This window comes from Streptomyces musisoli, assembly GCF_016741855.1.
Lineage (GTDB): Bacteria > Actinomycetota > Actinomycetes > Streptomycetales > Streptomycetaceae > Streptomyces > Streptomyces musisoli.
Map to the genome: position 1 here is coordinate 148,816 of NZ_JAERRH010000009.1, position 23,679 is coordinate 172,494.

Consider the following 23,679-nt stretch of genomic DNA (forward strand, 5'->3'; position numbering starts at 1 on the left):
TGGGTGGGGGGTGTGGGGGCCGTCGTGTTCGGTCGGGTGGGTTTCCGGGTGTCCGGGGGTGTCTCAGGCCGGTCGTGCCATCGCCTTGACGAAGGCGCGTTCGACGTCGGCCGCGGACAGGACGCCGTAGATCTCGCCGGTCTCCTCGACGACGAGGTATTCGGTGGCCGGGGTGGCGCGCAGGACGTCGAGGAGTTCTTCTCCGGCCAGTTCGGCGGAGACCCGCATGCCGTCGGTGAGGTCCTGGGCCAGGCCGCTGACGGCGACCCAGGGGCGGCGGTGCTCGGGTACGCCGACGATGGCGGCCTCGCGGACGAGTGAGAGGGGGTGTCCGTCGGCGTCGACCACGACCAGGGCGCGGGCTCCGGCGGCGTTGGCGCGGCGCAGGGCCTCGGAGAGGGGGGTGTCGTTCTCGACGGGGACGGCTCGCCGGGTGAGGGCGCGGGCGCGCAGTTCGGGGAGGTGTTCGCGCAGTCGGGCCATGCGCAGGCTGTTGCCGGCGCCGGTCCAGATGATCGCGGCGAGGATGGCGGCGAGCAGGGCGTCGGTGACGGTGTCCATGCCGCCTCTGTCCTCGCTGCCGCCGCCGAGGGCGCCGGAGGAGTTGAGCAGGGGCAGGCCGATGAGGACGGAGATGGCGAGGGCGCGGCCGACCCAGGCGGCGGCGACGGTGCCGCTCATCGGTTTGCCGGTGATCTTCCAGACGACGGCGCGGAGCATGCGGCCGCCGTCGAGGGGGAGGCCGGGGAGGAGGTTGAAGATCGCCACGATGAGGTTGGAGACCATCAGGCCGGCGAGCAGGACGCCCGGTACGGTGCCGGGTTCGACGGGTTTCATGGCGAGGTAGAACAGGCCGGCCAGGACGAGGGAGAGCAGGGGGCCGACGAAGGCCAGGACGAACTCGCGGCCGGGGGATTCGGCCTCTTTCTCGATCTCCGAGACGCCGCCGAAGAACTGCAGCTGGATGCGGCGGACGGGGAGTTTGAAACGTATGGCGGCGACCGTGTGGGCCAGTTCGTGGATCAGGACGGAGGCGTAGAAGGCGACGGCGAAGAAGAGGGAGACCAGGTAGCGGGCGGCGCCCAGCTCGGGCAGCACGCGGTCGAGCTGTCCGCCGAAGACCCACGTGATGAGGGCGGCGACGAGGAACCAGCTCGGGGCGACGTAGACGGGTACGCCGAAGGGGCGGCCCATGAGGATGCCGCCGCCGGGTTCCTTGGGGCGCGGCTCGGGCGGCCGGCCTTTGGCGATCCCGGTGTGCGCGAGGGACCGGTGGTCGTGGGCGGCGCCGGGGGCCCGGTGATCGCCCGTGGGGCCGGGGGACCCGTGGTCGCCGGTGGCGCCGGGGGCCCGGTGGTCGCCGGTGGCGCCGGGGGCCCGGTGGTCGCCCGTGGGTCGGTGGCCTTCGGCGGTACCGGGGGCCCGGTGGTCGGGCTCCGCGGGGGCCGGGGCGGGGGGTGTCGTGTCGCCGGCCGGTGTACGGGGCGGGGTCTTCGTGTCCGGTTCCCTGTCCTCGGCCTCGGCCTCAGTCTCGGGCTCGGCCTCAGTGTCGGGCTCGGCCTCAGTGTCGGGCTCGGCCTCGGGCTCGGGCTGGGTCCTGTCCTCGGTCTCGTTCTGCGCCCTGCTCTGCTCCCGGGGTGCGGGAGGGACGGGCTGCCGGGGCGTCGTGGGTTCGGGCTCGGGGCCGGAGCGGTCGGTGGGTCCGGTCGCCGGGGCCGTAGGGTCCGCGGGGTGCTCGGCCGGCTCGTCGTTGCCGGACCGCGGCTGCCCGCTCCCGCCGCTCGCGTCCACGGTGTCCCCTCGTTCGAAGCGTCCTTCCGCACCTGCCGGACGGAAGGGTCTCTGGTCGATGGTATGCGGCCGTGGTGGCACGTTCCGCCCCGGCACCCCCTGGGTTTGCCCCGATGACGCACGGGTGACGCGGGCGGCGACTGGGTCACTGTCAGTGCTGGGCCGTAAGGTCTGTGGGCATGGACAGCAGCATCGACGAGGCGGCGGCCCTGCCGGGCGGCGCGGACGGGGCGGCGGCCGATCCGGCGAGCGGCACCGTCGGAAGCGGTGACCGGGAGGACGGCCGGGAGGCGGCAGGCCCGGTCCCGGGCGGCGGCCCCGTCGTGAGCGGCGGCGGCGCGGAGACGGCTGGCACCCTGGAGACGAACGGCATCACCCAGGAGACGGCCGGCACCCCGGAGACGAACGGCACCACCCAGGAGACGGCCGGCGGCGCGGAGGCGGGCGGCGACGCGGTGGTGAGTGGTGATGTGGGGGGCGGGGGTGCTGTCGGGATGGCCGGGGAGCGGAAGGCTGTCGCTCCGACCTCGCTGTCGCCCTCCCGGGCCAGTGACTTCATGCAGTGTCCGCTGCTGTACCGGTTCCGGGTGATCGACCGGCTGCCGGAGAAGCCGAGCGCGGCGGCGACGCGGGGCACGCTGGTGCACGCCGTGCTGGAGCGGCTGTTCGACGCGCCGGCCGGGGAGCGGACCGCGCCGCGGGCGAAGTCGCTGATCCCGGGGCAGTGGGACCGGCTGCGGGAGAGCCGCCCGGAGGTGACGGAGCTGTTCGCCGACGACCCGGAGGGGGAGCGGCTGGCCGGGTGGCTGGCCGAGGCGGAGCGGCTCGTGGAGCGCTGGTTCACGCTGGAGGACCCGACGCGGCTGGAGCCGGCCGAGCGGGAGTTGTTCGTGGAGGCGGAGCTGGAGTCGGGGCTGCGGCTGCGCGGGATCATCGACCGGGTGGACGTGGCGCCGACCGGCGAGGTGCGGATCGTCGACTACAAGACGGGCAAGGCGCCGCGCCCGGAGTACGCCGAGGGCGCGCTGTTCCAGATGAAGTTCTACGCCCTGGTCGTGTGGCGGCTGAAGCGGGTGGTGCCGCGCCGGCTGCAGCTGGTCTATCTGGGCAGCGGGGATGTGCTGACGTACGACCCGGTCCCCGCCGATCTGGAGCGGGTGGAGCGCAAGCTGCACGCGTTGTGGGAGGCGATCAGGCAGGCCACGGAGACCGGGAACTGGCGGCCGCGGCCGACGAAGCTGTGCGGCTGGTGCGACCATCAGGCGCGCTGCCCGGAGTTCGGCGGTACTCCCCCGCCCTACCCGCTGCCGGTCGGGACGCCCGGGTCCGGGACGGTGTGAGGCGGTGGTCCGGCGCAGGGCAGAATGGGGCCGGACTAGCGAAGGAGTGTCACGTGGCCATCCGCGTCCTACTGGTCGACGACCAGCCCCTGCTGCGTACGGGTTTCCGGATGATCCTGGAGGCCGAGCAGGACCTCGCGGTCGTGGGCGAGGCCGGTGACGGCCTTCAGGCCCTCGATCAGGTACGAGCGCTTCAGCCGGATGTCGTGCTCATGGACATCCGGATGCCGCGGATGGACGGTGTGGAGGCCACCCGGCAGATCACCGGGCCCGGGCGGGACGGTCCGGCCAAGGTGCTGGTGCTGACCACGTTCGACCTGGACGAGTACGTGGTGGAGGCGCTGCGCGCCGGGGCCAGCGGTTTTCTGCTCAAGGACGCGCCCGCCAACGAGCTGGTGCAGGCGATCCGGGTGGTGGCGGCCGGTGAGGCCATGCTGGCGCCGAGCATCACGCGGCGGCTGCTGGACAAGTACGCCACGCATCTGCCGTCGGGTGAGGAGCCGGTGCCGGACACCCTGCACACCCTCACCGACCGTGAGGTGGAGGTGCTGAAGCTGGTGGCGCGGGGACTGTCCAACGCGGAGATCGCGGCCGATCTGTTCGTGAGTGAGACGACGGTGAAGACGCATGTGGGGCATGTGCTGACCAAGCTGGGGCTCAGGGACCGGGTGCAGGCGGCCGTGTACGCGTACGAGAGCGGTCTGGTGCGTCCCGGCGCGCAGTAGCCGGCAGGGCGGGGCGGGTCCGTACGACGGCGAAGGGCGCCCTTCCCCCGAGGGGGGAGGGCGCCCTTGCCGTGTCGGCGTCAGCTCTTGCTGAGTTCCCAGAACCGGAACACCGTGGAGGCGTCCAGGCAGTACTCCAGGCCGTACACGCCGTCACGGACGACCGCGTACTGCTTGGCCTGCCAGACCGGCAGGACGGGCAGTTCGTCGGCGACGATGTCCTGAAGCTTGCCGAACTCCTTGTCGGTCGCGGCGCGGTCGCTCTGTGCGGCGGTGCCGGGGATGAGGGTTCCGGTGATGTCGCGGTTGCTGTAGTTGTTGTCCAGCACGTTGCCCTTGCCGAAGAAGGGGGCCGTGAAGTTGTCGGCGTCCGGGTAGTCGGGCACCCAGCCCTTCACGTAGACGCCGTACTTGCCGGCGGCGATGTCCTTCTCGTACTGGTCGAAGGCGATGGACTTGACGTCGGCGTCGAACAGGCCGCTGGCGTTGAGCTGGCCGGCGATGGCCTTCAGTTCCTCGTCGGTGGCGGGGCCGTAGCGGGACGGCGTGGACCACAGGGTGAGCTTGACCTTGGCGGTGATGCCGTCGGCGTGGAGTGCGGCGGCGGCCTTGGTCTTGGAGGGGCGGGCGCCGTAGGTGTCGAAGAAGGCGGTGTTGTGGCCCGCGATGCCCGCCGGGATGATCGAGTACAGCGGGGTGGCGGTGCCCTCGTAGACGTCCTTGATGAGGGCGTCGCGGTCGATGAGGTAGGCGAGGGCCTTGCGGACGCCGAGCTTGCCGGCGACCGGGTCCTTCATGTTGAAGACCAGGTGCTGGACCTCGGCGCTGCTGCCCTCGATGACGTCGACGCCCTTGCTGTCGTCCTGCTGGTCGAGCTGGGCGACGTCGGAGGCGGTCAGGCCGCGGTAGGCGATGTCGATGTCGCCGTCGAGGAGCGCCTGCTTCAGGGCGGTGCGGTCGCCGTGGAAGAACTTCAGGGTGACGCCGTTGTTCTTGGTCTTGGCGGTGCCCTGGTAGTTGCCGTTGACGGAGAAGACCGCCTGGTCCTTGTCGAAGGAGTCCAGCTGGTAGGGGCCCGAGCCGACGGCCTTGTGGTCGGTGCGCAGGCCGTTCGCGTCGTACTGGGCGTGGTCCACGATGGAGCCGGCGCCGGAGGCGATCTTGCTGGGGAAGGTGGCGTCGGGCACCTTCAGGTGGAAGACGGCCGTCTTCTCGTCCGGTGTCTCGACCTTGTCGAGCATCGGGAACATGATCGCTGGACCGGCGGGGTCGTCGATCTTCAGCATGCGGTCGAAGGAGAACTTCACGTCCTCGGAGGTGAGGGCGTCACCGTTGCTGAACTTCAACCCGTCCTTCAGCACGCACTTGTAGACCATGGCCCGGGTGTCGGTGAAGCCGCACTGCTTCGCCAGTTCGGGCTGGGGTTCGGTCGCGCCCTTGGGGAAGCTGAGCAGTGACTGGAAGACGTTGTTGAACAACAGCCAGGAGCCGGGGTCGTAGCCGGATGCGGGGTCCGTGGCGAGGACGTCGTCGGACATCCCCATCACCACGGAGGAGCCGGTGCCCCCGGAGTCACCGGTCTCGGATCCGCAGCCGGTCAGCAGGCCGGAGGCCAGTCCCGCCACGATGGGCAGGACTGGCCACTGGTTGCGCATGTTCACTTGCAGTGCCTTGTCGTCGGTTCGTCAGCCCGGGTCAACCGTCCCTGGTCCCGGGCCCCGGGGCCGTGCTGTGCTCGGCCCCGGGTGAGGAGAGCCGTCAGCCGCTCACACCGCGGCCGAGCTCCCACAGCTGGAGCGTCGAGGAGGAGTTGAGGGCGTAGGCCACGCCCGTGATGTCGTCCCGTGCGGCGACGTACTGCTTGCCCTGCCACAGCGGGAGGACGGGGACGTCCTCGGCGACGGTGTCCTGGATCTCGGTCAGGCTCTTGGAGGCGCTGAGCCGGTCCGCCTCGCGGCGGGACTGCGGGATCAGCGTGTGCTGGATGGTGCTGTTGTCGTACGGCGAGCCGAGGAAGTTGTTCTTGTCGAGGAAGGGCGCGATGAAGTTGTCGGCGTCCGGGAAGTCGGGGAACCAGCCCATTCCGTAGACGTCGTACTGGCCCTTCTGCTCGGTGGGCCGGAACGTCTTCCAGGGGTGGCCCTCGATGGAGGCGTCGAACAGGCCGCTGTCGTTGAGCTGCTTCTGCAGGATCTCGAACTCCTGCTTGGTGGCCGAGCCGTAGTGGTCGGTGGTGTAGTGCAGGGTCAGCTTCACCGGGGTGGTGATGCCGGCCTTGTCGAGCAGGGACTTGGCCTTCGCGACGCTGGGGTTGCCGTACTTGTTGAAGAACGAGTTGGAGTGGCCGGTGATGGTGGCCGGGACCAGCGAGTACAGCGGCTCGGCCTCGGTGCCGTAGACCTTGGAGACCACTTCGCCGCGGTTGATGAGCTGGGCCATGGCCTGGCGCACGGCCTTGGACTTGACGGTGGGCGCGTCGGTGTTGAAGGCCAGGTAGCGGATCTCCAGGCCCGGCATGTCGACCAGGTCGACCTTGTCGCCGCTGCCGGCGTCCAGCTTCTGGATCTGGGCGGGCGACATGGTGCGGGTCATGACGTCGATGTCGCCCTTGTCGATGGCGTTGCCCATGGCGTCGGCGTCGGCGAAGGCGCGCAGCTCGACCTTGTCGTTGTTCACCGTCACGCTGCCCTTGTAGGAAGGGTTCTTGGTGAAGGTGGCGCTGACGATGGCGTCGTTCTCGACGTCGGCCTTGAAGGTGTAGGGGCCGGATCCGTCGACGTCGAAGCCGTCGCGGAGCTTGTCCTTCGCGTAGTCCTCGGGGTTGACGATGCCCGCGACCGGAGTGGACAGCTTGTAGGGGAAGGTGGCGTCGGCCGTCTTCAGGTGGAAGACGACCTCGCGGTCGCCCTGCGTCTCGATGGTGTCGATGGTGTTCAGCAGGGCGGAGACACCGCTGTCCGCGTTGATGCGCAGGGCCCGCTCGATGGAGTACTTGACGTCCGCGGCGGTCACCGGGTCGCCGCTCGCGAAGGTCAGGCCCTCGCGGAGCTTGCAGGCGTAGCGCTCGCTGCCGCTGTCGGTGAAGGAGCAGCTCTCGGCGGCGTCCGGGACGGGCTCGCCCTCACCCTTGGGCTGCGCCATCAGGGTCTGCACGGACTGGCGCAGGATGTTCCAGGTGCCGACGTCGTAGGCGTAGGCCGGGTCGAGGGGCGCGGGGACGTCCGTGGTGGCCGTGAACTGGTCCGTCGTACCGACGACGATGGCGTCACCGCTCTTGCTCCCGCTGTCGGATCCGCCGCATGCGGCGAGAACCGGGGTGAGCAGGCCGGCCACCGCCGGCAGCACCAAAGTCTTGCGGTTCATGCGGGAGTTTCTCCAGAGCTGTTCGGGTCCCTGTATCCGGCATGCATGGGTGGTGCGGCGGACCGTGGGGGTTCTCGGCGATGTTCTCGCGATGAGATTAGTCCGCGCCTGCAGGGGGGCTCACAGCCGCGTGAGTTGACCCCCCATCACGCAGTGGAACCGGTCGCGGACACACCGAAAACCCGACAGCGGCAGGATTCGTGCAGCATCCCCCCAATCGGGACACAAGGTCCCGCCGAAACTCCTCGTTCGGGGGCGTTCAGCACACTTGGCCAACGTTGTCGAGGCCCGCCCGCGTGGGGAACCTCACAGTTCCAACTGTGTGGCCGGTCAGCGGAATTCGGCCCCGGGTGCACGGTGAATTCCACTGGGGTGCACTTCCCCGTAAATACGTCCGGCGTGATCGGTGCACATTGCACTCGATCATGCTGTTCGGCGGGGATACCGCCTGTGACGGGCTAGCGCAGTTGCGTCATCATGTCCCGGAGGAATGCCAGGTCGACCTGTTCCAGGGAGGAGACGACGGTGCGCCCCGCGGCCGGCCCGATGGATGCGACGGAGGGGACGGCGACGACGCGGCAGCCCGCCGCCTCGGCGGCGGCGACGCCGGTGGCGGTGTCCTCGACCACGGCGCATCTGGCCGGATCGGCGCCGAGCCCGGCGGCGGCGAGCAGATAGGGGTCCGGGAAGGGCTTGGTGCGGGAGACCTCGTCGCCGGCGATGGAGAGGGCGAAGTGGTGGGGGCCCAGCACGGTCAGTACGCGGTCGATGATGCGCCGGTGGGAGGCGGAGACCAGGGCGGTCGGGATCTCGTACTCGTACAGCTCGGCGAGAAGGCGGGCGGCGCCCGGCATCAGCGGCAGGCTCCGGCCGATCCGGTCCTCGAAGCCCTCGTTGAGCAGCACGCTGAGTTCGGCGAGGGTGATGTCGGCGCCGGTGGCCTCGATGAGGAAGCCGGCGCTGCGGGTCATGGGACCGCCGACCACGACATGGCGCCAGGTGTCGTCCAGGGTGTGCCCGAGGGAGGCGAAGACCTCCACCTCGACGTCCCACCAGAACCCTTCGGTGTCCACCAGGGTGCCGTCCATGTCGAGGAGCACCGCTTGCAGGGCGGAGCCTTCGGCCGTGCGGGTTCCTAGCGCGGGGACCGTACTGGTCATCCGGGCGCACCTCCTCGAGGGACGACCAGGCCGGTTCCCGGGCTGGGAACCGGCCTGCAGTGGACCGACCAGTGTACGTCTTATCCGATCAGTGTGCTGGGTGAGACACGCGTCACCGTGCGTTGAAGTACTTCGCCTCGGGGTGGTGGATCACGATCGCGTCCGTGGACTGTTCGGGGTGGAGCTGGAACTCCTCGGACAGGTGGACCCCGATCCGCTCGGGCTGGAGCAGGTCGGCGATCTTGGCGCGGTCCTCCAGGTCGGGGCAGGCGCCGTAGCCGAGGGAGAAGCGGGCGCCGCGGTACTTCAGGGCGAACATGTCCTCGATGTCGGCGGGGTCCTCGCCGGCGAAGCCGAGTTCCGCGCGGACCCGGGCGTGCCAGTACTCGGCCAGTGCCTCTGCCAGCTGTACCGACAGGCCGTGCAGTTCGAGGTAGTCGCGGTAGGCGTTGGCCTCGAACAGTTTGGCGGTCTCCTCGCCGATGCGGGAGCCGACGGTGACGACCTGGAAGCCGACCACGTCCGTCTCGCCCGACTCCTCCGGGCGGAAGAAGTCGGCGAGGCACAGGCGCCGGCCGCGGCGCTGGCGCGGGAAGGTGAAGCGGGTGCGCTCGTTGCCCCGCTCGTCCAGGATGATGAGGTCGTCGTCCTTGGACACGCACGGGAAGTAGCCGTAGACGACGGCCGCCTCCAGCAGGTTCTCGGTCTGGAGCCGGTCGAGCAGGCCGCGCAGCCGGGGCCGGCCCTCGCTCTCCACGAGTTCCTCGTAGGTGGGTCCCTCGCCGGTGCGGGCCTGCTTCAGTCCCCACTGGCCCTTGAACAGCGCGCCCTCGTCCAGCCAGCTCGCGTACTCCTTGAGCTGGATCCCCTTGATCACCCGGGTCTCCCAGAAGGGCGGGGCGGGCACGGGGTTGTCGGTGGCGACGTCGGAGCGGACGTGGCCTTCCTGCGGGCGTTCGTCGGCTTCCGGGGCGGCGGTGGCGCGGACCCGGCGCTGGCGCAGCTCGGGCAGTTTGGCGCCCGGCACGCCCCGCTTGACGCCGATGAGGGCGTCCATCAGGCGCAGGCCCTCGAAGGCGTCCCGGGCGTAGCGGACCTCGCCCTCGTAGATCTCGTGCAGGTCCTGCTCGACGTAGGCGCGGGTGAGGGCGGCGCCGCCGAGGATGACGGGGAAGCGGACGGCCAGGCCGCGCTGGTTCAGCTCCTCCAGGTTCTCCTTCATGATGACCGTGGACTTCACCAGGAGCCCGGACATGCCGATGACGTCGGCCCGGTGTTCCTCGGCGGCCTCCAGGATCGCCGAGACCGGCTGCTTGATGCCCAGGTTGACGACGTTGTAGCCGTTGTTGGACAGGATGATGTCGACGAGGTTCTTGCCGATGTCGTGCACGTCCCCGCGCACGGTCGCCAGCACGATGGTGCCCTTGCCCTCGGCGTCCGACTTCTCCATGTGCGGTTCGAGGTAGGCGACCGCGGCCTTCATCACCTCGGCGGACTGGAGCACGAACGGCAGCTGCATCTGCCCGGACCCGAACAGCTCGCCGACGACCTTCATGCCGTCCAGCAGGGTTTCGTTGACGATGTCGAGCGCCGGCCGGTCGGTGAGGGCGGCGTCCAGGTCGGCCTCCAGGCCGTTGCGCTCGCCGTCGATGATCCGCCGCTTCAGCCGCTCCTCCAGCGGCAGCGCCGCCAGTTCCTCCGCCTTGCCGGCCTTCAGCGACTTCGCCGTGGCGCCCTCGAAGAGTTCCATCAGCTTCTGGAGGGGGTCGTATCCCTCGGACCGCCGGTCGTAGATCAGGTCCAGTGCGGTCTGCACCTGCTCCTCGTCGAAGCGGGCGATCGGCAGGATCTTCGAGGCGTGCACGATCGCCGAGTCCAGGCCCGCCTTGACGCATTCGTCCAGGAAGACGGAGTTCAGCAGGATCCGGGCGGCGGGGTTCAGGCCGAAGGAGATGTTCGACAGGCCCAGGGTGGTCTGTACCGCCGGGTGGCGCCTCTTCAGCTCGCGGATCGCCTCGATGGTGGCGATGCCGTCGCCGCGGGACTCCTCCTGACCGGTGCAGATGGTGAAGGTCAGGGTGTCGATGAGGATGTCCTCCTCGCGGATGCCCCAGTTCCCGGTCAGGTCGTCGATCAGCCGTTCGGCGATCTCGACCTTCTTCTCCGGGGTGCGGGCCTGGCCGACCTCGTCGATCGTGAGCGCGATCAGTGCGGCACCGTGCTCGCGGGCGAGCCGGGTGACCTTGGCGAAGCGGGAGTCGGGGCCGTCGCCGTCCTCGTAGTTCACCGAGTTGATCACCGCGCGGCCGCCCAGCTTCTCCAGGCCGGCCTGGATGACGTCGACCTCGGTGGAGTCCAGCACGATCGGCAGGGTGGAGGCGGTGGCGAACCGTCCGGCCAGTTCCTCCATGTCGGCCACGCCGTCGCGGCCGACGTAGTCCACGCACAGGTCGAGCATGTGCGCGCCCTCGCGGATCTGCTCCCGGGCCATCTCCACGCAGTCGTCCCAGCGGGCCTCCAGCATGGCCTCGCGGAACTTCTTGGAGCCGTTGGCGTTGGTGCGCTCGCCGATGGCCAGGTAGGAGGTGTCCTGCCGGAACGGGACCGACTGGTAGAGGGAGGCGGCGCCGGGCTCGGGGCGCGGCTGCCGCGGGGACGGGGTCAGGTTCCGGACGCGTTCGACGACCTGGCGCAGGTGTTCGGGGGTGGTGCCGCAGCAGCCGCCGACGAGGGAGAGGCCGTACTCGCGGACGAAGGTCTCCTGCGCGTCGGCCAGCTCCGGTGCGGTCAGCGGGTAGTGCGCGCCGTCCTTGCCGAGGACGGGCAGGCCCGCGTTGGGCATGCAGGCCAGGGGGATGCGTGCGGTGCGGGCGAGGTAGCGCAGGTGCTCGCTCATCTCGGCCGGGCCGGTGGCGCAGTTCAGGCCGATCATGTCGATGCCCAGCGGCTCCAGCGCGGTCAGGGCCGCGCCGATCTCGGAGCCGAGCAGCATGGTGCCGGTGGTCTCGACGGTCACGGACACGATGACCGGCAGGTCCAGGCCGAGGGCCTCCAGGCCGCGCCGGGCGCCGAGGACGGCGGCCTTGGTCTGCAGGAGGTCCTGGGTGGTCTCCACCAGCAGGGCGTCGGCGCCGCCGGTGACGAGGCCCTCGGCGTTGCGCTGGTAGGCGTCGCGGAGGGTGGTGTAGGGGGCGTGGCCGAGGGTGGGGAGTTTGGTGCCGGGGCCCATCGAGCCGAGCACCCAGCGCGGGCGGCCGTCCTTCGCGGTGAACTCGTCGGCGACCTCGCGGGCCACCCGGGCGCCCGCCTCGGACAGCTCGTGCACGCGCTCGGGGATGTCGTACTCGCCGAGGGCGGAGTGGTTGGCTCCGAAGGTGTTGGTCTCGACGCAGTCGACGCCCACGGCGAAGTACGCCTCGTGGACGGAGCGGACGATGTCGGGGCGGGTGAGGTTGAGGATCTCGTTGCAGCCCTCGAGGTCCTGGAAGTCCTCGAGGGTCGGATCCTGGGCCTGGAGCATCGTGCCCATGGCTCCGTCGGCGACCACCACACGGGTGGCGAGTGCCTCACGGAGCGCGGACACACGGGTCCGGCTGTCGGCGGAAGGGGACGTCGGCGACGAGGCCATGTAGGGGCTCCCTGGGATGCGACGGCTGTCGGCTATGCGGCTTCCCTGACAGGACGGGGTTGCCGCACGGCGCCAGCGTAACCGGGAGTCGGCTTGGATGGGCACCGGCGTCCACGAGACGGACAGGGTGGCCCGGATGCCACGCTCGGGCCACGTGTGATGTAACAGGTGACGACCGAGCATTAGCGAGGAGTCGGCATGGACCGGTAGTGTTCGGCATTGCCGAACGGCGACTGTGCCGCGGGCAGTCAAAGGGGACGGAGGCAGGACGGCGATGTCACGGAACATCCAGTCGCTCGAACGGGCGGCGGCGATGCTGCGGCTGCTCGCGGGCGGCGAACGGCGGCTGGGCCTCTCCGACATCGCCTCGTCGCTGGGCCTCGCCAAGGGCACCGCCCACGGAATCCTGCGCACCCTCCAGCAGGAGGGCTTCGTGGAGCAGGACGACGCCTCCGGCCGCTACCAGCTGGGCGCGGAGCTGCTGCGCCTGGGCACCACCTATCTCGACGTGCACGAACTGCGCGCGCGGGCCCTGGTGTGGGCCGACGACCTGGCCCGGTCCAGTGGGGAGAGCGTGTACCTGGGCGTCCTGCACCAGCAGGGCGTCCTGATCGTGCACCACGTCTTCCGGCCCGACGACAGCCGGCAGGTCCTGGAGATCGGGGCCATGCAGCCGCTGCACTCGACGGCGCTGGGCAAGGTGCTCTCCGCGTACGACCCGGTGGCGCACAGCGAGGCGGTGGAGGCCGACCGCAAGCCCTTCACGGACCGCACGGTGTGCGATCCGGACGCTTTCGAGCGCCTCCTGGACCTCACACGCGCGCGTGGGTACGCGGCCGACGTGGAGGAGACCTGGGAGGGCGTGGCGTCGATCGCCGCCCCCATCCACAACCGGCGCCGGATGCCCGTGGGCGCGGTCGGTATCACCGGGGCCGTGGAGCGGCTGTGCCGGGAGGGCGAGCTGCGCCCCGAGCTGATCGCGGCGGTGCGCGACTGCGCCCGCGCGGTCTCCCGCGACCTGGGCGGCGGGCGGTTCTGAGGCGGCCGGCGGCCGCGCGGCATCACGACCGGAACGACCGGGACGCCAGGCGGCGTTCCGGCTGTTGATCTACCCTGAAATGGACAAATTGGGGTAGATCGTACGTCCGCGTACGAAGGGTCGATAACCCGCAGCGATCAATAACGATCCTGTTTTCGATAACAGAACTCTTGACGCACGCGTAACGCCGAACAAGACTCCCGTCCATCGGTCGGCATTGTCGAACACCTACCGGCAATACGCGCTAGAGTGTGACAACGCCAAGGGCCGGCATCGCTCTCACCCCCGAGGGCGCCAGAACCTCCGGCGGGACCGGGGTTCGGCTAACCCTGGACGAAGGACAAAGGAGTCGCGGGTGTCCAGCTCCGACATCTTCATCGGCGAGACCATCGGTACCGCCATACTCATCCTGCTCGGTGGCGGCGTCTGCGCCGCCGTCACACTCAAGGCCTCCAAGGCCCGTAACGCCGGTTGGCTCGCCATCACCTTCGGGTGGGGCTTCGCCGTCCTGACGGCCGTGTACATCTCCGGACCGCTGTCCGGGGCGCACCTCAACCCGGCCGTCACCGTCGCCCTGGCCATCAAGGACAGCGACTGGGGCAACGTTCCGGTCTACTTCGCCGGCCAGCTGCTCGGCGCGATGATCGGCGCGGCTCTGGTGTGGGTCGCCTACTACGGCCAGTTCCACGCCCACCTGACCGACAAGGAGATCGTCGGCGGTCCGGGTGCGCAGGCCACCACGGCCAAGGCGGTCGAGGCCCAGGAGAAGGGCGCCGGCCCGGTCCTCGGTGTCTTCTCCACCGGTCCGGAGATCCGGAACGCCGTGCAGAACCTCGCCACGGAGATCATCGGCACCGTGGTGCTGATCCTCGCGGTCCTGACCCAGGGCCTGAACGACAAGGGCAACGGCCTCGGCATCCTCGGCGGTCTGATCACCGCGTTCGTGGTGGTGTCGATCGGCCTGTCGCTCGGCGGCCCGACGGGCTACGCGATCAACCCGGCCCGTGACCTGGGCCCGCGCATCGTGCACGCCCTGCTGCCGCTGCCCAACAAGGGCGGTTCCGACTGGAGCTACGCCTGGATCCCGGTGGTCGGTCCGCTGATCGGCGCCGCGATCGCCGCAGGCATCTACAACGTCGCCTTCGCTTAAGAAGCACGCGGAAAGCACCGAGTCTTCGAGCACGCGCCGTACAGCCCCATCACCACGGACCTTTCAGGAGCACACAGTGACCGACGCCCACACCGCAGGACCCTTCATCGCGGCGATCGACCAGGGCACGACCTCCTCGCGCTGCATCGTCTTCGACCGGGACGGCCGGATCGTCTCCGTCGACCAGAAGGAGCACGAGCAGATCTTCCCCAAGCCGGGCTGGGTCGAGCACAACGCCAACGAGATCTGGACCAACGTCCAGGAGGTCGTCGCCGGAGCCATCGAGAAGGCCGGCATCACCCGCGACGACATCAAGGCCATCGGCATCACCAACCAGCGCGAGACCACCGTGCTGTGGGACAAGAACACCGGTGAGCCCGTCCACAACGCCATCGTCTGGCAGGACACCCGCACCGACGCCCTCTGCCGGGAGCTGGGCCGCAACGTCGGCCAGGACCGCTTCCGCCGCGAGACCGGTCTGCCGCTCGCCTCCTACTTCGCCGGACCCAAGGCCCGCTGGCTGCTGGACAACGTCGAGGGACTGAAGGAGCGCGCCGAGGCGGGCGACATCCTCTTCGGCACCATGGACACCTGGGTCATCTGGAACCTGACCGGCGGTGTCAACGGCGGCAAGCACGTCACCGACGTCACCAACGCCTCCCGCACCATGCTGATGAACCTGCACACCATGGAGTGGGACGACAAGATCGCCGAGTCCATCGGCGTGCCGCTGCAGATCCTCCCCGAGATCCGGTCCTCCGCCGAGGTCTACGGCGAGGTCACCGGCGGCAAGCTCGGCGACGTGCTCGGCGGCATCCCGGTCGCCTCCGCGCTCGGCGACCAGCAGGCGGCCCTGTTCGGCCAGACCTGTTTCTCCGAGGGCGAGACCAAGTCGACCTACGGCACCGGCACCTTCATGGTGATGAACACCGGCTCCAAGATCATCAACTCTTACGCCGGTCTGCTCACCACCGTCGGCTACAAGATCGGCGACCAGCCGACCGTGTACGCCCTGGAGGGCTCGATCGCCGTCACCGGCTCGCTGGTGCAGTGGATGCGCGACCAGATGGGCCTGATCTCCACCGCCGCCGAGATCGAGACGCTCGCGCTCTCGGTCGAGGACAACGGCGGCGCCTACTTCGTGCCGGCCTTCTCCGGACTCTTCGCCCCGCACTGGCGTTCCGACGCCCGCGGTGTGATCGCCGGTCTGACCCGGTACGTGACCAAGGCGCACCTCGCGCGTGCCGTCCTCGAAGCCACCGCCTGGCAGACGCGGGAGATCGCCGACGCCATGGTCAAGGACTCCGGCGACGAGCTGGTGACCCTCAAGGTCGACGGCGGCATGACCGCGAACAACCTGCTGATGCAGACCCTGTCCGACGTCCTGGACGCACCGGTGGTGCGCCCGATGGTCGCCGAGACGACCTGCCTCGGCGCCGCCTACGCCGCCGGTCTCGCCGTCGGCTTCTGGTCCAGCACCGACGACCTGCGCGCCAACTGGCGCCGGGCCGCCGAGTGGACCCCCCGCATGGACGCGGAGACCCGCGACCGTGAGTACAAGAACTGGCTCAAGGCCGTCGACCGGACCATGGGCTGGCTCGAAGACGAGGACTGAGCGGTTCCCCCGGCTCGGTTCAGTTCTGACGAGGAGTAAGTACCCGACATGACCAGTCCCACCCTGCAGTCCGTGCCTGCCCTGGGTACCCACCCGGCCTCCGGCTCGAATCCGAGCCGCGCCGAGACCAGGGAGCAGCTCGCCAAGGCGTCGTACGACCTTCTTGTGATCGGCGGCGGCATCCTGGGCATCTCCACCGCCTGGCACGCCGCGCAGTCCGGGCTCAGGGTGGCGCTGGTCGACGCCGGCGACTTCGCCGGCGCCACCTCCTCCGCCTCCTCCAAGCTGCTCCACGGCGGTCTGCGCTACCTGCAGACCGGCGCGGTGAAGCTGGTGGCGGAGAACCACTTCGAGCGCCGTGCGGTCTCCCGCCAGGTGGCTCCCCACCTGGCGAACCCGCTCACCTTCTACCTCCCCGTGTACAAGGGCGGGCCGCACGGCGCGGCGAAGCTCGGCGCGGGCGTCTTCGCCTACTCCGCGCTCTCCGCGTTCGGCGACGGCGTCGGCCACCTGCTCTCCCCCGCCAAGGCGGCGCAGGACGTGCCCGAGCTGCGCACCGAGAACCTCAAGGCCGTGGCCGTGTACGGCGACGACCAGATGAACGACGCGCGCATGGCGCTGATGACGGTCCGTGCGGCCGTCGAGGCGGGCGCGGTCGTGCTGAACCACGCCGAGGTCACCGGGCTGCGCTTCACCAAGGGCCGGATCACCGGCGCCGACCTCAAGGACCGGCTTTCCGGCGAGGAGTTCGGCGTCAGCGCCCGCCTGGTGCTGAACGCGACCGGCCCCTGGGTCGATCACCTGCGCAGGATGGAGGACCCGAACGCGGCGCCGTCCATCCGCCTGTCCAAGGGCGCGCACCTGGTCCTGAAGCGCACCTCCCCCTGGAAGGCCGCGCTCGCGACCCCCATCGACAAGTACCGCATCACCTTCGCCCTCCCCTGGGAGGACATGCTGCTCCTCGGCACCACCGACGAGGAGTTCGAGGGCGACCCGGCGGACGTCGCGGTCAACGACAAGGACATAGCCCAGATCCTGGACGAGGCCGCGTTCTCCGTCCGGGACCAGCAGCTCCAGCGCGACCTGATCACCTATGCGTTCGCCGGCCTGCGGGTGCTGCCGGGCGGCCCCGGCGACACGGCCAAGGCCAAGCGCGAGACGGTGGTGACCGAGGGCAAGGGCGGCATGCTGTCCGTCGCCGGCGGCAAGTGGACGACGTTCCGCCACATCGGCCGGACGATCATGCAGAAGCTTGAGGCGCTGCCGGGCCACCCGCTCGGCGACGACTTCGAGCCGATCTCCTCGCTGCCGAAGAAGCTGCCGCTGCCCGGCGTCGCCAACCCGCGCGCGGTCGCGCACCGCCTGCTGGTGGACAACCCCGCGCCCGGTCCGCGCATGGCCGCCGACACGGCCAAGCACCTGGCCACCCACTACGGCTCGCTGGCGTTCGACATCGCCCGCATGGCGAACGAGAGCCCGGAGCTGGCCGAGCGCGTCCACCCCGACGCCCCCGAGATCTGGGCGCAGGTCGTCTGGGCCCGTGACCACGAGTGGGCCGAGACGCCGGACGACGTGCTGCGTCGCCGCACCACGCTGACCATCCGCGGCCTGGCCACGGACGAGGTCCGCACCAAGGTCCAGGACCTGCTCGACAAGAAGTAGGTCCCGGCCGGCCCCTTCCCCCTGACCGGGGCCGGAACGGATGAGGGGCGGCTCCTCCCGCACGAGGGGCCGGAGAACACGGGAAGGGCGGCTCCACGCCGATGGAGCCGCCCCTCTCGCATGCCGGCCCGCTTCCCGGCCGCCCCTCCCGCATGCCGGCCCGTTTCCTCCGCTCGTGTCCCGTCCCGGGGCGGCGGGCTTCGTCGTGGACTTCCACCGCGCCGGCACGGTGCTGGAGTTCCCGGCGGTGTGCCGGATGCCGTAGCCCGCCGCGACCGCACCGGCGGCCGCAGGGGTGGCGAGGGGCAACTGGGCGTGCTCGCGGCCCGGTTGGACGCGCCTGCTGCGGGGCCGTCGGTCAAGCGGTGGCTGCGCGGCACGCCGTGACGACGCCGTACCGGGCCGCCGGGCCTCCCCGCCGACCGGTGGTGTTCCCGGCCCGTGAACGGGGCAGTGATCCGTTCACTCCCCCACGCAAGGGGGCTGCGGGCGCCCCCGCCGGACGCCGTAAGGTTGGTGAGTCAAGCGAGGGCACGTCGGAAGGAGGCACTGGGTGATCGAGCTGGAGGGGGTTCCCGAGCTGATCGACCCAGTCATGGTGGCCGCGTTCGAGGGCTGGAACGATGCCGGCGACGCCGCCTCCACGGCGGTCGCGCACCTGGAACGCGAGTGGAAGGGCGAGGTGTTCGCGGCGCTGGACGCCGAGGACTACTACGACTTCCAGGTGAACCGGCCCACGGTCTTCATGGACGGCGGTGTGCGCAAGATCACTTGGCCGACGACCCGGCTGTCGGTGGTCCGCGTCGGCGGCGAGAAGCCGCGCGACCTGGTGCTGGTCCGCGGCATCGAACCGTCCATGCGCTGGCGCTCGTTCTGCAACGAGCTGCTCGGCTTCGCCCACGAGCTGGGCGTGGAGCTGGTGGTCGTCCTGGGCGCCCTGCTCGGTGACACGCCGCACACGCGTCCGGTCCCGGTCAGCGGGGTCACGTCCGACCCGGACCTGGCCCAGCGGATGGACCTGGAGGAGACCAAGTACGAGGGCCCGACGGGCATCGTCGGCGTCCTCCAGGAGGCGTGCACGCACGCGGGCGTCCCCGCGGTGTCGCTGTGGGCGGCCGTGCCGCACTACGTGTCCCAGCCGCCCAACCCGAAGGCCACCCTGGCGCTGCTCAACCGCCTGGAGGACCTGCTGGACCTGCGCATCCCGCAGGGCGAGCTGCCCGAGGACGCGCGTGCCTGGCAGGTGGGCGTGGACCAGCTGGCCGCGGAGGACAGCGAGGTCGCCGAGTACGTCCAGACGCTGGAGGAGGCCCGGGACACCGCCGAGCTGCCGGAGGCGTCCGGTGAGGCGATCGCCCGCGAGTTCGAGCGGTACCTGCGGCGCCGGGACGTCGGTCCGCCGGGCGGGAAGCAGAGGCCTCCGGCCGCCGGTGGCGGGGCCAGGGAGGACGACGAGGACGGCTCGGAGGACTGAGGCACGACGGCGAAGGGGCGCTTCCCGCATCCGGGAAGCGCCCCTTCGCCTGCTCGTCGGGCACCCGAGGGGGTGCCGGTTCGGGCCGTAGCGTGGCCGCGGGCCCGCCCCGGCCGGGGAGCGCCCCGCGGCTCGCGGGGCGCTCACCCTCCCGGTGTCTAGAGGGCCACCCCGAGCAGCGCGTCCACGGCCCGCGAGACCAGGCCCGGTGCGCCGGTGTCCGTACCGCCCTCCTGCTCCTGGCGGGCCGCCCAGCGGTCGACGGCGGCGAGTGCGGCGGGGGCGTCCAGGTCGTTCGTCAGGGCCTCGCGGATCTCCTCCACCAGGGCGTCGGCGGACGGGCCGTCGGGCCGGGAGACGGCCGCGCGCCAGCGGCCGAGGCGGGCCACGGCGTCCTGGAGGATCCCGTCGGTCCACTCCCAGTCGGCCCGGTAGTGGTGGGCCAGCAGGGTCAGGCGGATGGCGGCCGGGTCGACGCCGTCGCGGCGCAGCCGCGAGACGAAGACGAGGTTGCCCTTGGACTTGGACATCTTCTCGCCGCCGAGGGCGACCATGCCGGCGTGGACGTAGGCCTTGGCCATGGGGAACTCGCCGGTGAGCACCTGCGCGTGCGAGGCGCCCATCTCATGGTGCGGGAAGGCGAGGTCGGAGCCGCCGCCCTGGACGTCGAAGCCCATGCCGAGGTGGTCGAGGGCGATGGCCACGCACTCGATGTGCCAGCCGGGACGGCCCCGGCCGAGCGAGCCGCCGTCCCAGCTGGGCTCGCCCTCGCGGGCCGCCATCCACAGCATCGGGTCCACCGGGTTCTTCTTGCCCGGACGGTCCGGGTCGCCGCCGCGCTCGGCGGACAGCAGCCGCATGGCGGCGGCGTCGAGGTTCGACACCTTGCCGAAGTCCGGGTCGGACTCGACGGAGAAGTAGATGTCGCCGTCCAGCTCGTACGCCGCGCCGAGTTCACGCAGCCGCTCCACGAGCGGGACGATGCCGGGTATGGCCTCCACGGCACCTATGTAGTGCTGCGGGGGGAGCATCCGCAGGGCGGTCATGTCCTCACGGAAGAGGGCGGTCTCCTTCTCGGCGAGGGCGACCCAGTCGACGCCGTCCCGGTCCGCGCGCTCCAGCAGCGGATCGTCGACGTCGGTGACGTTCTGGACGTAGTGGACCTGCCGCTTGGTGTCGAGCCACACGCGCTGAACGAGGTCGAACGCGTTGTAGGTCGCCGCATGACCCATGTGGGTCGCGTCGTACGGGGTGATGCCGCAGACGTAGATGCGGGCGACGGGACCGGGGTCGAGGGTGACCAGGCCGCCGGTCGCGGTGTCGTGGATCCTCAGGTCGCGGCCCTGACCAGGCAGGGCGGGGACCTCGGAAGCGGGCCAGGCATGCATGTACATGAGCCTAACCGGCGCCGAGCCGCGTATACGAACGGGATCGGGCCGAGTGACCGGTTCGGCGTTCTTGCGCGCCGGCGCCGGCCGTGCTCACACGGCTGGCGCCGGCCGTGCTCACACGGGCGGCCAGGGGATGGCCGGCCACTCTCCGCTGGGCTCGGGGTACCGGCCCGAGCCGAGCAGCGCGTCGACACGCGCGCGCGTGGCGTCGGTCTCGGCCGGCGTGATCAGCCCGGCCAGCCGCTCGCCCAGCTGCCCGTCCAGGGCTTCCCGCAGCCCCTTGAGGGCGTCGACGGCCTCCGGGGGGAGGGCTTCCCCGGCCCAGCCCCACAGCAGGGTGCGCAGCTTGTTCTCGACGTTGAAGGTGACGCCGTGGTCTATGCCGTAGAGCCGGCCGTCGGCCGTGGGCAGCAGATGGCCGCCCTTGCGGTCGGCGTTGTTGATCACGGCGTCCAGGACGGCGAGCCGGCGCAGCCGCTCGTCGTCGGCGTGCACCAGCAGTGCGGTGCGGCCCTCCCCGACCTCGGCGAACCCGATCGCCTTCCACCCCGGCTCCGGCTCCTCGGCATCGACCAGGGCGAGCAGCTCCGCCTCGGCTTGGACGTCGATCCAGAGCTGGCACATGCCCTCGCCGTACGGGCCCTCGCGCAGCACGGTCGGTGGCACGAGGCCCCAGCCGGTGGCCTCGGAGACCTCGTAGGCGGCCACCTCGCGGCCCGCGAGCGTGCCGTCGGGGAAGTCCCACAGGGGGCGCTCGCCGGCCACCGGCTTGTACACGCAGGAGGCCTTCCGGCCGTCGAGGGCGACCGTGCAGAACAGCGCCGCGTTGGACGCCTCACGGATCCGGCCGCGTACGGTCAGCTCGCCCCGCGCGAGCAGCTCGGCGGGGTTCGGATCGGCCGTCACGCTCCGCGGCGGTATCCGTTCTGGCGCGGACATACGTGTCCTTCCGGGTCGAGCGGGAGGCTGCACAGCGGACACGGTGGCCGCCCGGCGTTGACGACGTCGAGGGCGCGCTTGGCGAAGGCCCGGGCCTGCGCGCCGGTCAGCCGGACCCGCAGCATCGGGGGCCCGTTCTCCTCGTCCTGGAGCAGGCGCTCCTCGGCCTCGGCGAGGTCCTCCTCGGTGTCGGCGTCCAGCTCGACCAGCGCCTGTGCCTCGACGATCATGCGCTGGTCCTCGCCGTCCCAGGCCAGGGCCATGGTGCCGACGCGGAACTCCTCCTCGACGGGGGTTTCGAGCGGGGCGGTGTCGGCGATCTCGGTGGGCGTCACGGCGGGGACGGCGGCGCTGCCGCCACTACGCCGTACGACCTCGTCCAGCAGCTCGTCCATGCGCTCGGCGAGCGCGGCGACCTGGGTCTTCTCCAGGACCACGCTGGTCACCCGGGGGCCTGCGGTGGCCTGGAGGAAGAACGTACGGCGCCCGGGCAGTCCGACCGTGCCGGCCACGAAGCGGTCCGGCTGGTCGTAGAGGAACACCTGACGGGACACGTCCTGTCTCCATTGGTCGTGATTTCGGGGGTCTCAACGGTGCGGGCCATGGGGGAAAACGACTGGGTGGGTCTGTTCACCCTACTGCGGCCGACGATCACGGTGCGCCCGCACCGCCTCCGACCGGTGCGTCGCCCTCACTGGGTTCCTCGCGCGGGGCCAGCGAAGCGAAATCCCCGGTGTCGCCGAGACGGACGAGGAACGGCCGGAGGCGGGTGTAGCGGATCGCGGTGATGGAACACGGCTCCACGGAGATCCGCTGGAAGAGGTCGAGATGCAGCCCGAGGGCGTCGGCGACGAGGGACTTGATGATGTCGCCGTGGGAGCACATGAGGTAGAGGGCGTCGGCGCCGTGATCGCGCTCCACGCGCGCGTTCCACTCGCGTACGGCTTCGGCGGCGCGGGTCTGCATGGCGCGCATGGACTCGCCGCCCGGGAAGGCGGCCGCGGACGGATGGGTCTGCACGATCTCCATCAGCGGCTCGTCCGTCAGTTCGGCGAGCTTGCGGCCGGACCAGTCGCCGTAGTCGCACTCGCCGATCCGCTCCTCGGTGTGGGAGCGCAGACCGGGGCGGGCCTCCAGCAGCGGGCGTACGGTTTCCCGGCAGCGCTGGAGCGGGCTGGTGACGACCTCGGAGAGCGGCAGTCCGGCGAGCCGTGCGGGCAGCGCGGCGGCCTGCGCGGCGCCCCGCTCGTCCAGGGCGACGCCGGGCGTCCGTCCGGCGAGCAGCCCCGAGGTGTTGGCGGTGGAACGTCCGTGCCTTACGAGGATCAGCGTGGGCATGCGGCAAGGGTAGGCGTACACCACCGTGCGACGGTGGGCGGGCGAAGGGAGAATGCGCGGCGTGATCGTTGACTGCGCCATCTACCGGCACGGACAGCGTGCCGAGGGGCCGGAGGACCTGTCCGACGCACTCGCCGAGGCGCGAGCGGCGGGCGGGTTCGTGTGGATCGGGCTGCACGAGCCGTCGGAGCGGGAGTTCGACCTGGTCACGCAGGAGTTCGAGCTGCACCCGCTGGCCGTGGAGGACGCGCTCAAGGCGCATCAGCGGCCCAAGCTGGAGGTGTACGACGACTCGCTGTTCATGGTGCTGAAACCGGTCGTGTACGAGCCCGAGAGCGACGCCGTCTCGGCCGGTGAGGTGATGGTCTTCGTCGGTGAGAATTTCGTGGTGACCGTCCGTCACGGCGAGGGTTCGCCGCTGGCGGCGCTGCGGCACCGGCTGGAGGAGGATCCGGAGATGCTCGACAAGGGGCCCACCTCGGTGCTGTACGCCATCGCGGACGCCACCGTGGACCACTATCTGGAGGTGGCGACGGAGCTCCAGACCGACCTGGACGAGCTGGAGGCGGAGGTCTTCCAGCCGGAACTCGGCGGTTCGCGCAACATCGCGTCCCGGATCTACACCTTCAAGCGGCAGGTGCTGGAGTTCCGGCGGGCCACCGGGCCGCTGGCGCTGCCGCTGACCCGCCTGGCCGGCAGCGGCCCGCTCGGCACCGCGGTGCCCTTCGTGCACGACAAGGCGCGGCCCTTCTTCCGGGACGTGAACGACCACCTCACGCGCGTGAACGAATCCGTGGAGGCCCTGGACCGCCTGGTGTCGGACATCCTGTCGGCCCACCTGGCGCAGATGAGCGTGCGGCAGAACGACGACATGCGGAAGATCTCCGCGTGGGCGGCGATGGCGGCGGTCCCCACGATGATCGCGGGGATCTACGGCATGAACTTCGACCACATGCCCGAGCTGCACTGGGTGTGGTCGTACCCCACGGTGATCCTGGTGATGGTCGCGCTGGAGGTGCTGCTGCACCGGCTGTTCAAGCGGCGCGGCTGGCTGTGAGCGCGGC

At 70.7% G+C, this 23,679-nt stretch carries 17 protein-coding genes; 8 read left to right on the forward strand and 9 right to left on the reverse strand.

Translation table 11 applies throughout. The annotated features are described in order from the left end of the window. Positions 1–63: 63 nt before the first annotated feature. Positions 64–1,791 (reverse strand): site-2 protease family protein, encoded by a 1,728-nt coding sequence (locus tag JK361_RS23915; RefSeq protein WP_201821580.1) that lies wholly within the window; start codon positions 1,789–1,791, stop codon positions 64–66. Positions 1,792–1,970: 179 nt separating this feature from the next. On the opposite strand from JK361_RS23915, the gene JK361_RS23920 reads away from it, so the two are divergent. Then, the gene (locus tag JK361_RS23920) at positions 1,971–3,131 is read left to right on the forward strand and encodes a RecB family exonuclease (protein ID WP_307787316.1); all 1,161 of its coding nucleotides are present in this window, start codon (positions 1,971–1,973) and stop codon (positions 3,129–3,131) included. 53 nt (positions 3,132–3,184) lie between these two features. Further along, on the forward strand, positions 3,185–3,856 hold the full coding sequence (locus JK361_RS23925; protein ID WP_010045368.1) for a response regulator: 672 nt from the start codon (positions 3,185–3,187) through the stop codon (positions 3,854–3,856). Between the two features lie 80 nt (positions 3,857–3,936). On the opposite strand, the gene JK361_RS23930 is transcribed toward JK361_RS23925, so the two are convergent. From JK361_RS23930 to metH, 4 genes are all read right to left on the reverse strand, one after another. Further along, positions 3,937–5,517: an ABC transporter substrate-binding protein gene (locus JK361_RS23930; protein WP_201821582.1), complete on the reverse strand. Its 1,581-nt coding sequence runs from the start codon at positions 5,515–5,517 to the stop codon at positions 3,937–3,939. Between the two features lie 97 nt (positions 5,518–5,614). Next, entirely contained in the window at positions 5,615–7,219 is a 1,605-nt protein-coding gene (locus JK361_RS23935; RefSeq protein WP_201821584.1) for an ABC transporter substrate-binding protein, read from the reverse strand. A 458-nt stretch (positions 7,220–7,677) separates the two neighbouring features. Next, positions 7,678–8,379: an HAD family hydrolase gene (locus tag JK361_RS23940; RefSeq protein ID WP_201821586.1), complete on the reverse strand. Its 702-nt coding sequence runs from the start codon at positions 8,377–8,379 to the stop codon at positions 7,678–7,680. A 112-nt stretch (positions 8,380–8,491) separates the two neighbouring features. Further along, positions 8,492–12,007 (reverse strand): methionine synthase, encoded by a 3,516-nt coding sequence (gene metH, locus JK361_RS23945; protein ID WP_201821588.1) that lies wholly within the window; start codon positions 12,005–12,007, stop codon positions 8,492–8,494. A gap of 274 nt (positions 12,008–12,281) precedes the next feature. On the opposite strand from metH, the gene JK361_RS23950 reads away from it, so the two are divergent. The 5 genes from JK361_RS23950 (at position 12,282) to JK361_RS23970 (ending at position 18,947) form a co-directional block, all read left to right on the forward strand. Continuing rightward, entirely contained in the window at positions 12,282–13,046 is a 765-nt protein-coding gene (locus tag JK361_RS23950) for an IclR family transcriptional regulator (RefSeq protein ID WP_201821590.1), read from the forward strand. A gap of 355 nt (positions 13,047–13,401) precedes the next feature. Continuing rightward, positions 13,402–14,196: an MIP/aquaporin family protein gene (locus JK361_RS23955; RefSeq protein ID WP_201821592.1), complete on the forward strand. Its 795-nt coding sequence runs from the start codon at positions 13,402–13,404 to the stop codon at positions 14,194–14,196. 76 nt (positions 14,197–14,272) lie between these two features. After that, positions 14,273–15,811, forward strand: coding sequence for a glycerol kinase GlpK (gene glpK / locus JK361_RS23960; RefSeq protein ID WP_201821594.1), 1,539 nt, complete (start codon positions 14,273–14,275; stop codon positions 15,809–15,811). A gap of 48 nt (positions 15,812–15,859) precedes the next feature. Next, complete coding sequence (locus JK361_RS23965; protein WP_201821595.1) at positions 15,860–17,473, forward strand: glycerol-3-phosphate dehydrogenase/oxidase; 1,614 nt, start codon at positions 15,860–15,862, stop codon at positions 17,471–17,473. Positions 17,474–18,026: 553 nt separating this feature from the next. Then, positions 18,027–18,947 (forward strand): PAC2 family protein, encoded by a 921-nt coding sequence (locus JK361_RS23970; RefSeq protein ID WP_201821597.1) that lies wholly within the window; start codon positions 18,027–18,029, stop codon positions 18,945–18,947. A 158-nt stretch (positions 18,948–19,105) separates the two neighbouring features. On the opposite strand, the gene mshC is transcribed toward JK361_RS23970, so the two are convergent. The 4 genes from mshC to JK361_RS23990 form a co-directional block, all read right to left on the reverse strand. Beyond that, positions 19,106–20,335 carry a cysteine--1-D-myo-inosityl 2-amino-2-deoxy-alpha-D-glucopyranoside ligase gene (mshC, locus tag JK361_RS23975; protein ID WP_201821599.1) on the reverse strand — a complete coding sequence of 410 codons (1,230 nt, stop codon included), beginning with the start codon at positions 20,333–20,335 and terminating at the stop codon, positions 19,106–19,108. Positions 20,336–20,452: 117 nt separating this feature from the next. Further along, positions 20,453–21,277 carry an SCO1664 family protein gene (locus tag JK361_RS23980; protein WP_201821601.1) on the reverse strand — a complete coding sequence of 275 codons (825 nt, stop codon included), beginning with the start codon at positions 21,275–21,277 and terminating at the stop codon, positions 20,453–20,455. Beyond that, a complete protein-coding gene (locus tag JK361_RS23985) occupies positions 21,241–21,831 on the reverse strand; it encodes a DUF3090 domain-containing protein (protein WP_201821603.1) in 591 nt (196 codons plus the stop codon). The genes JK361_RS23980 and JK361_RS23985 overlap by 37 nt, the downstream gene beginning before the upstream one ends. 97 nt (positions 21,832–21,928) lie before the next feature. After that, positions 21,929–22,615, reverse strand: coding sequence for a histidine phosphatase family protein (locus JK361_RS23990; RefSeq protein WP_201821605.1), 687 nt, complete (start codon positions 22,613–22,615; stop codon positions 21,929–21,931). A gap of 61 nt (positions 22,616–22,676) precedes the next feature. Between JK361_RS23990 and corA the strand changes: the two genes are divergently transcribed. Beyond that, complete coding sequence (gene corA / locus JK361_RS23995; RefSeq protein WP_201821607.1) at positions 22,677–23,672, forward strand: magnesium/cobalt transporter CorA; 996 nt, start codon at positions 22,677–22,679, stop codon at positions 23,670–23,672. Positions 23,673–23,679: the final 7 nt, after the last annotated feature.

Coding starts and splice junctions, on each gene's coding strand:
- JK361_RS23980 (WP_201821601.1), bottom strand. CDS start 21,277: ATGTCCGCGCCAGAACGGATACCGCCGCGGAGCGTGACGGCCGATCCG.
- JK361_RS23935 (WP_201821584.1), bottom strand. CDS start 7,219: ATGAACCGCAAGACTTTGGTGCTGCCGGCGGTGGCCGGCCTGCTCACC.
- JK361_RS23940 (WP_201821586.1), bottom strand. CDS start 8,379: ATGACCAGTACGGTCCCCGCGCTAGGAACCCGCACGGCCGAAGGCTCC.
- JK361_RS23950 (WP_201821590.1), top strand. CDS start 12,282: ATGTCACGGAACATCCAGTCGCTCGAACGGGCGGCGGCGATGCTGCGG.
- JK361_RS23920 (WP_307787316.1), top strand. CDS start 1,971: ATGGACAGCAGCATCGACGAGGCGGCGGCCCTGCCGGGCGGCGCGGAC.
- JK361_RS23965 (WP_201821595.1), top strand. CDS start 15,860: ATGACCAGTCCCACCCTGCAGTCCGTGCCTGCCCTGGGTACCCACCCG.
- JK361_RS23990 (WP_201821605.1), bottom strand. CDS start 22,615: ATGCCCACGCTGATCCTCGTAAGGCACGGACGTTCCACCGCCAACACC.
- mshC (WP_201821599.1), bottom strand. CDS start 20,335: ATGCATGCCTGGCCCGCTTCCGAGGTCCCCGCCCTGCCTGGTCAGGGC.
- metH (WP_201821588.1), bottom strand. CDS start 12,007: ATGGCCTCGTCGCCGACGTCCCCTTCCGCCGACAGCCGGACCCGTGTG.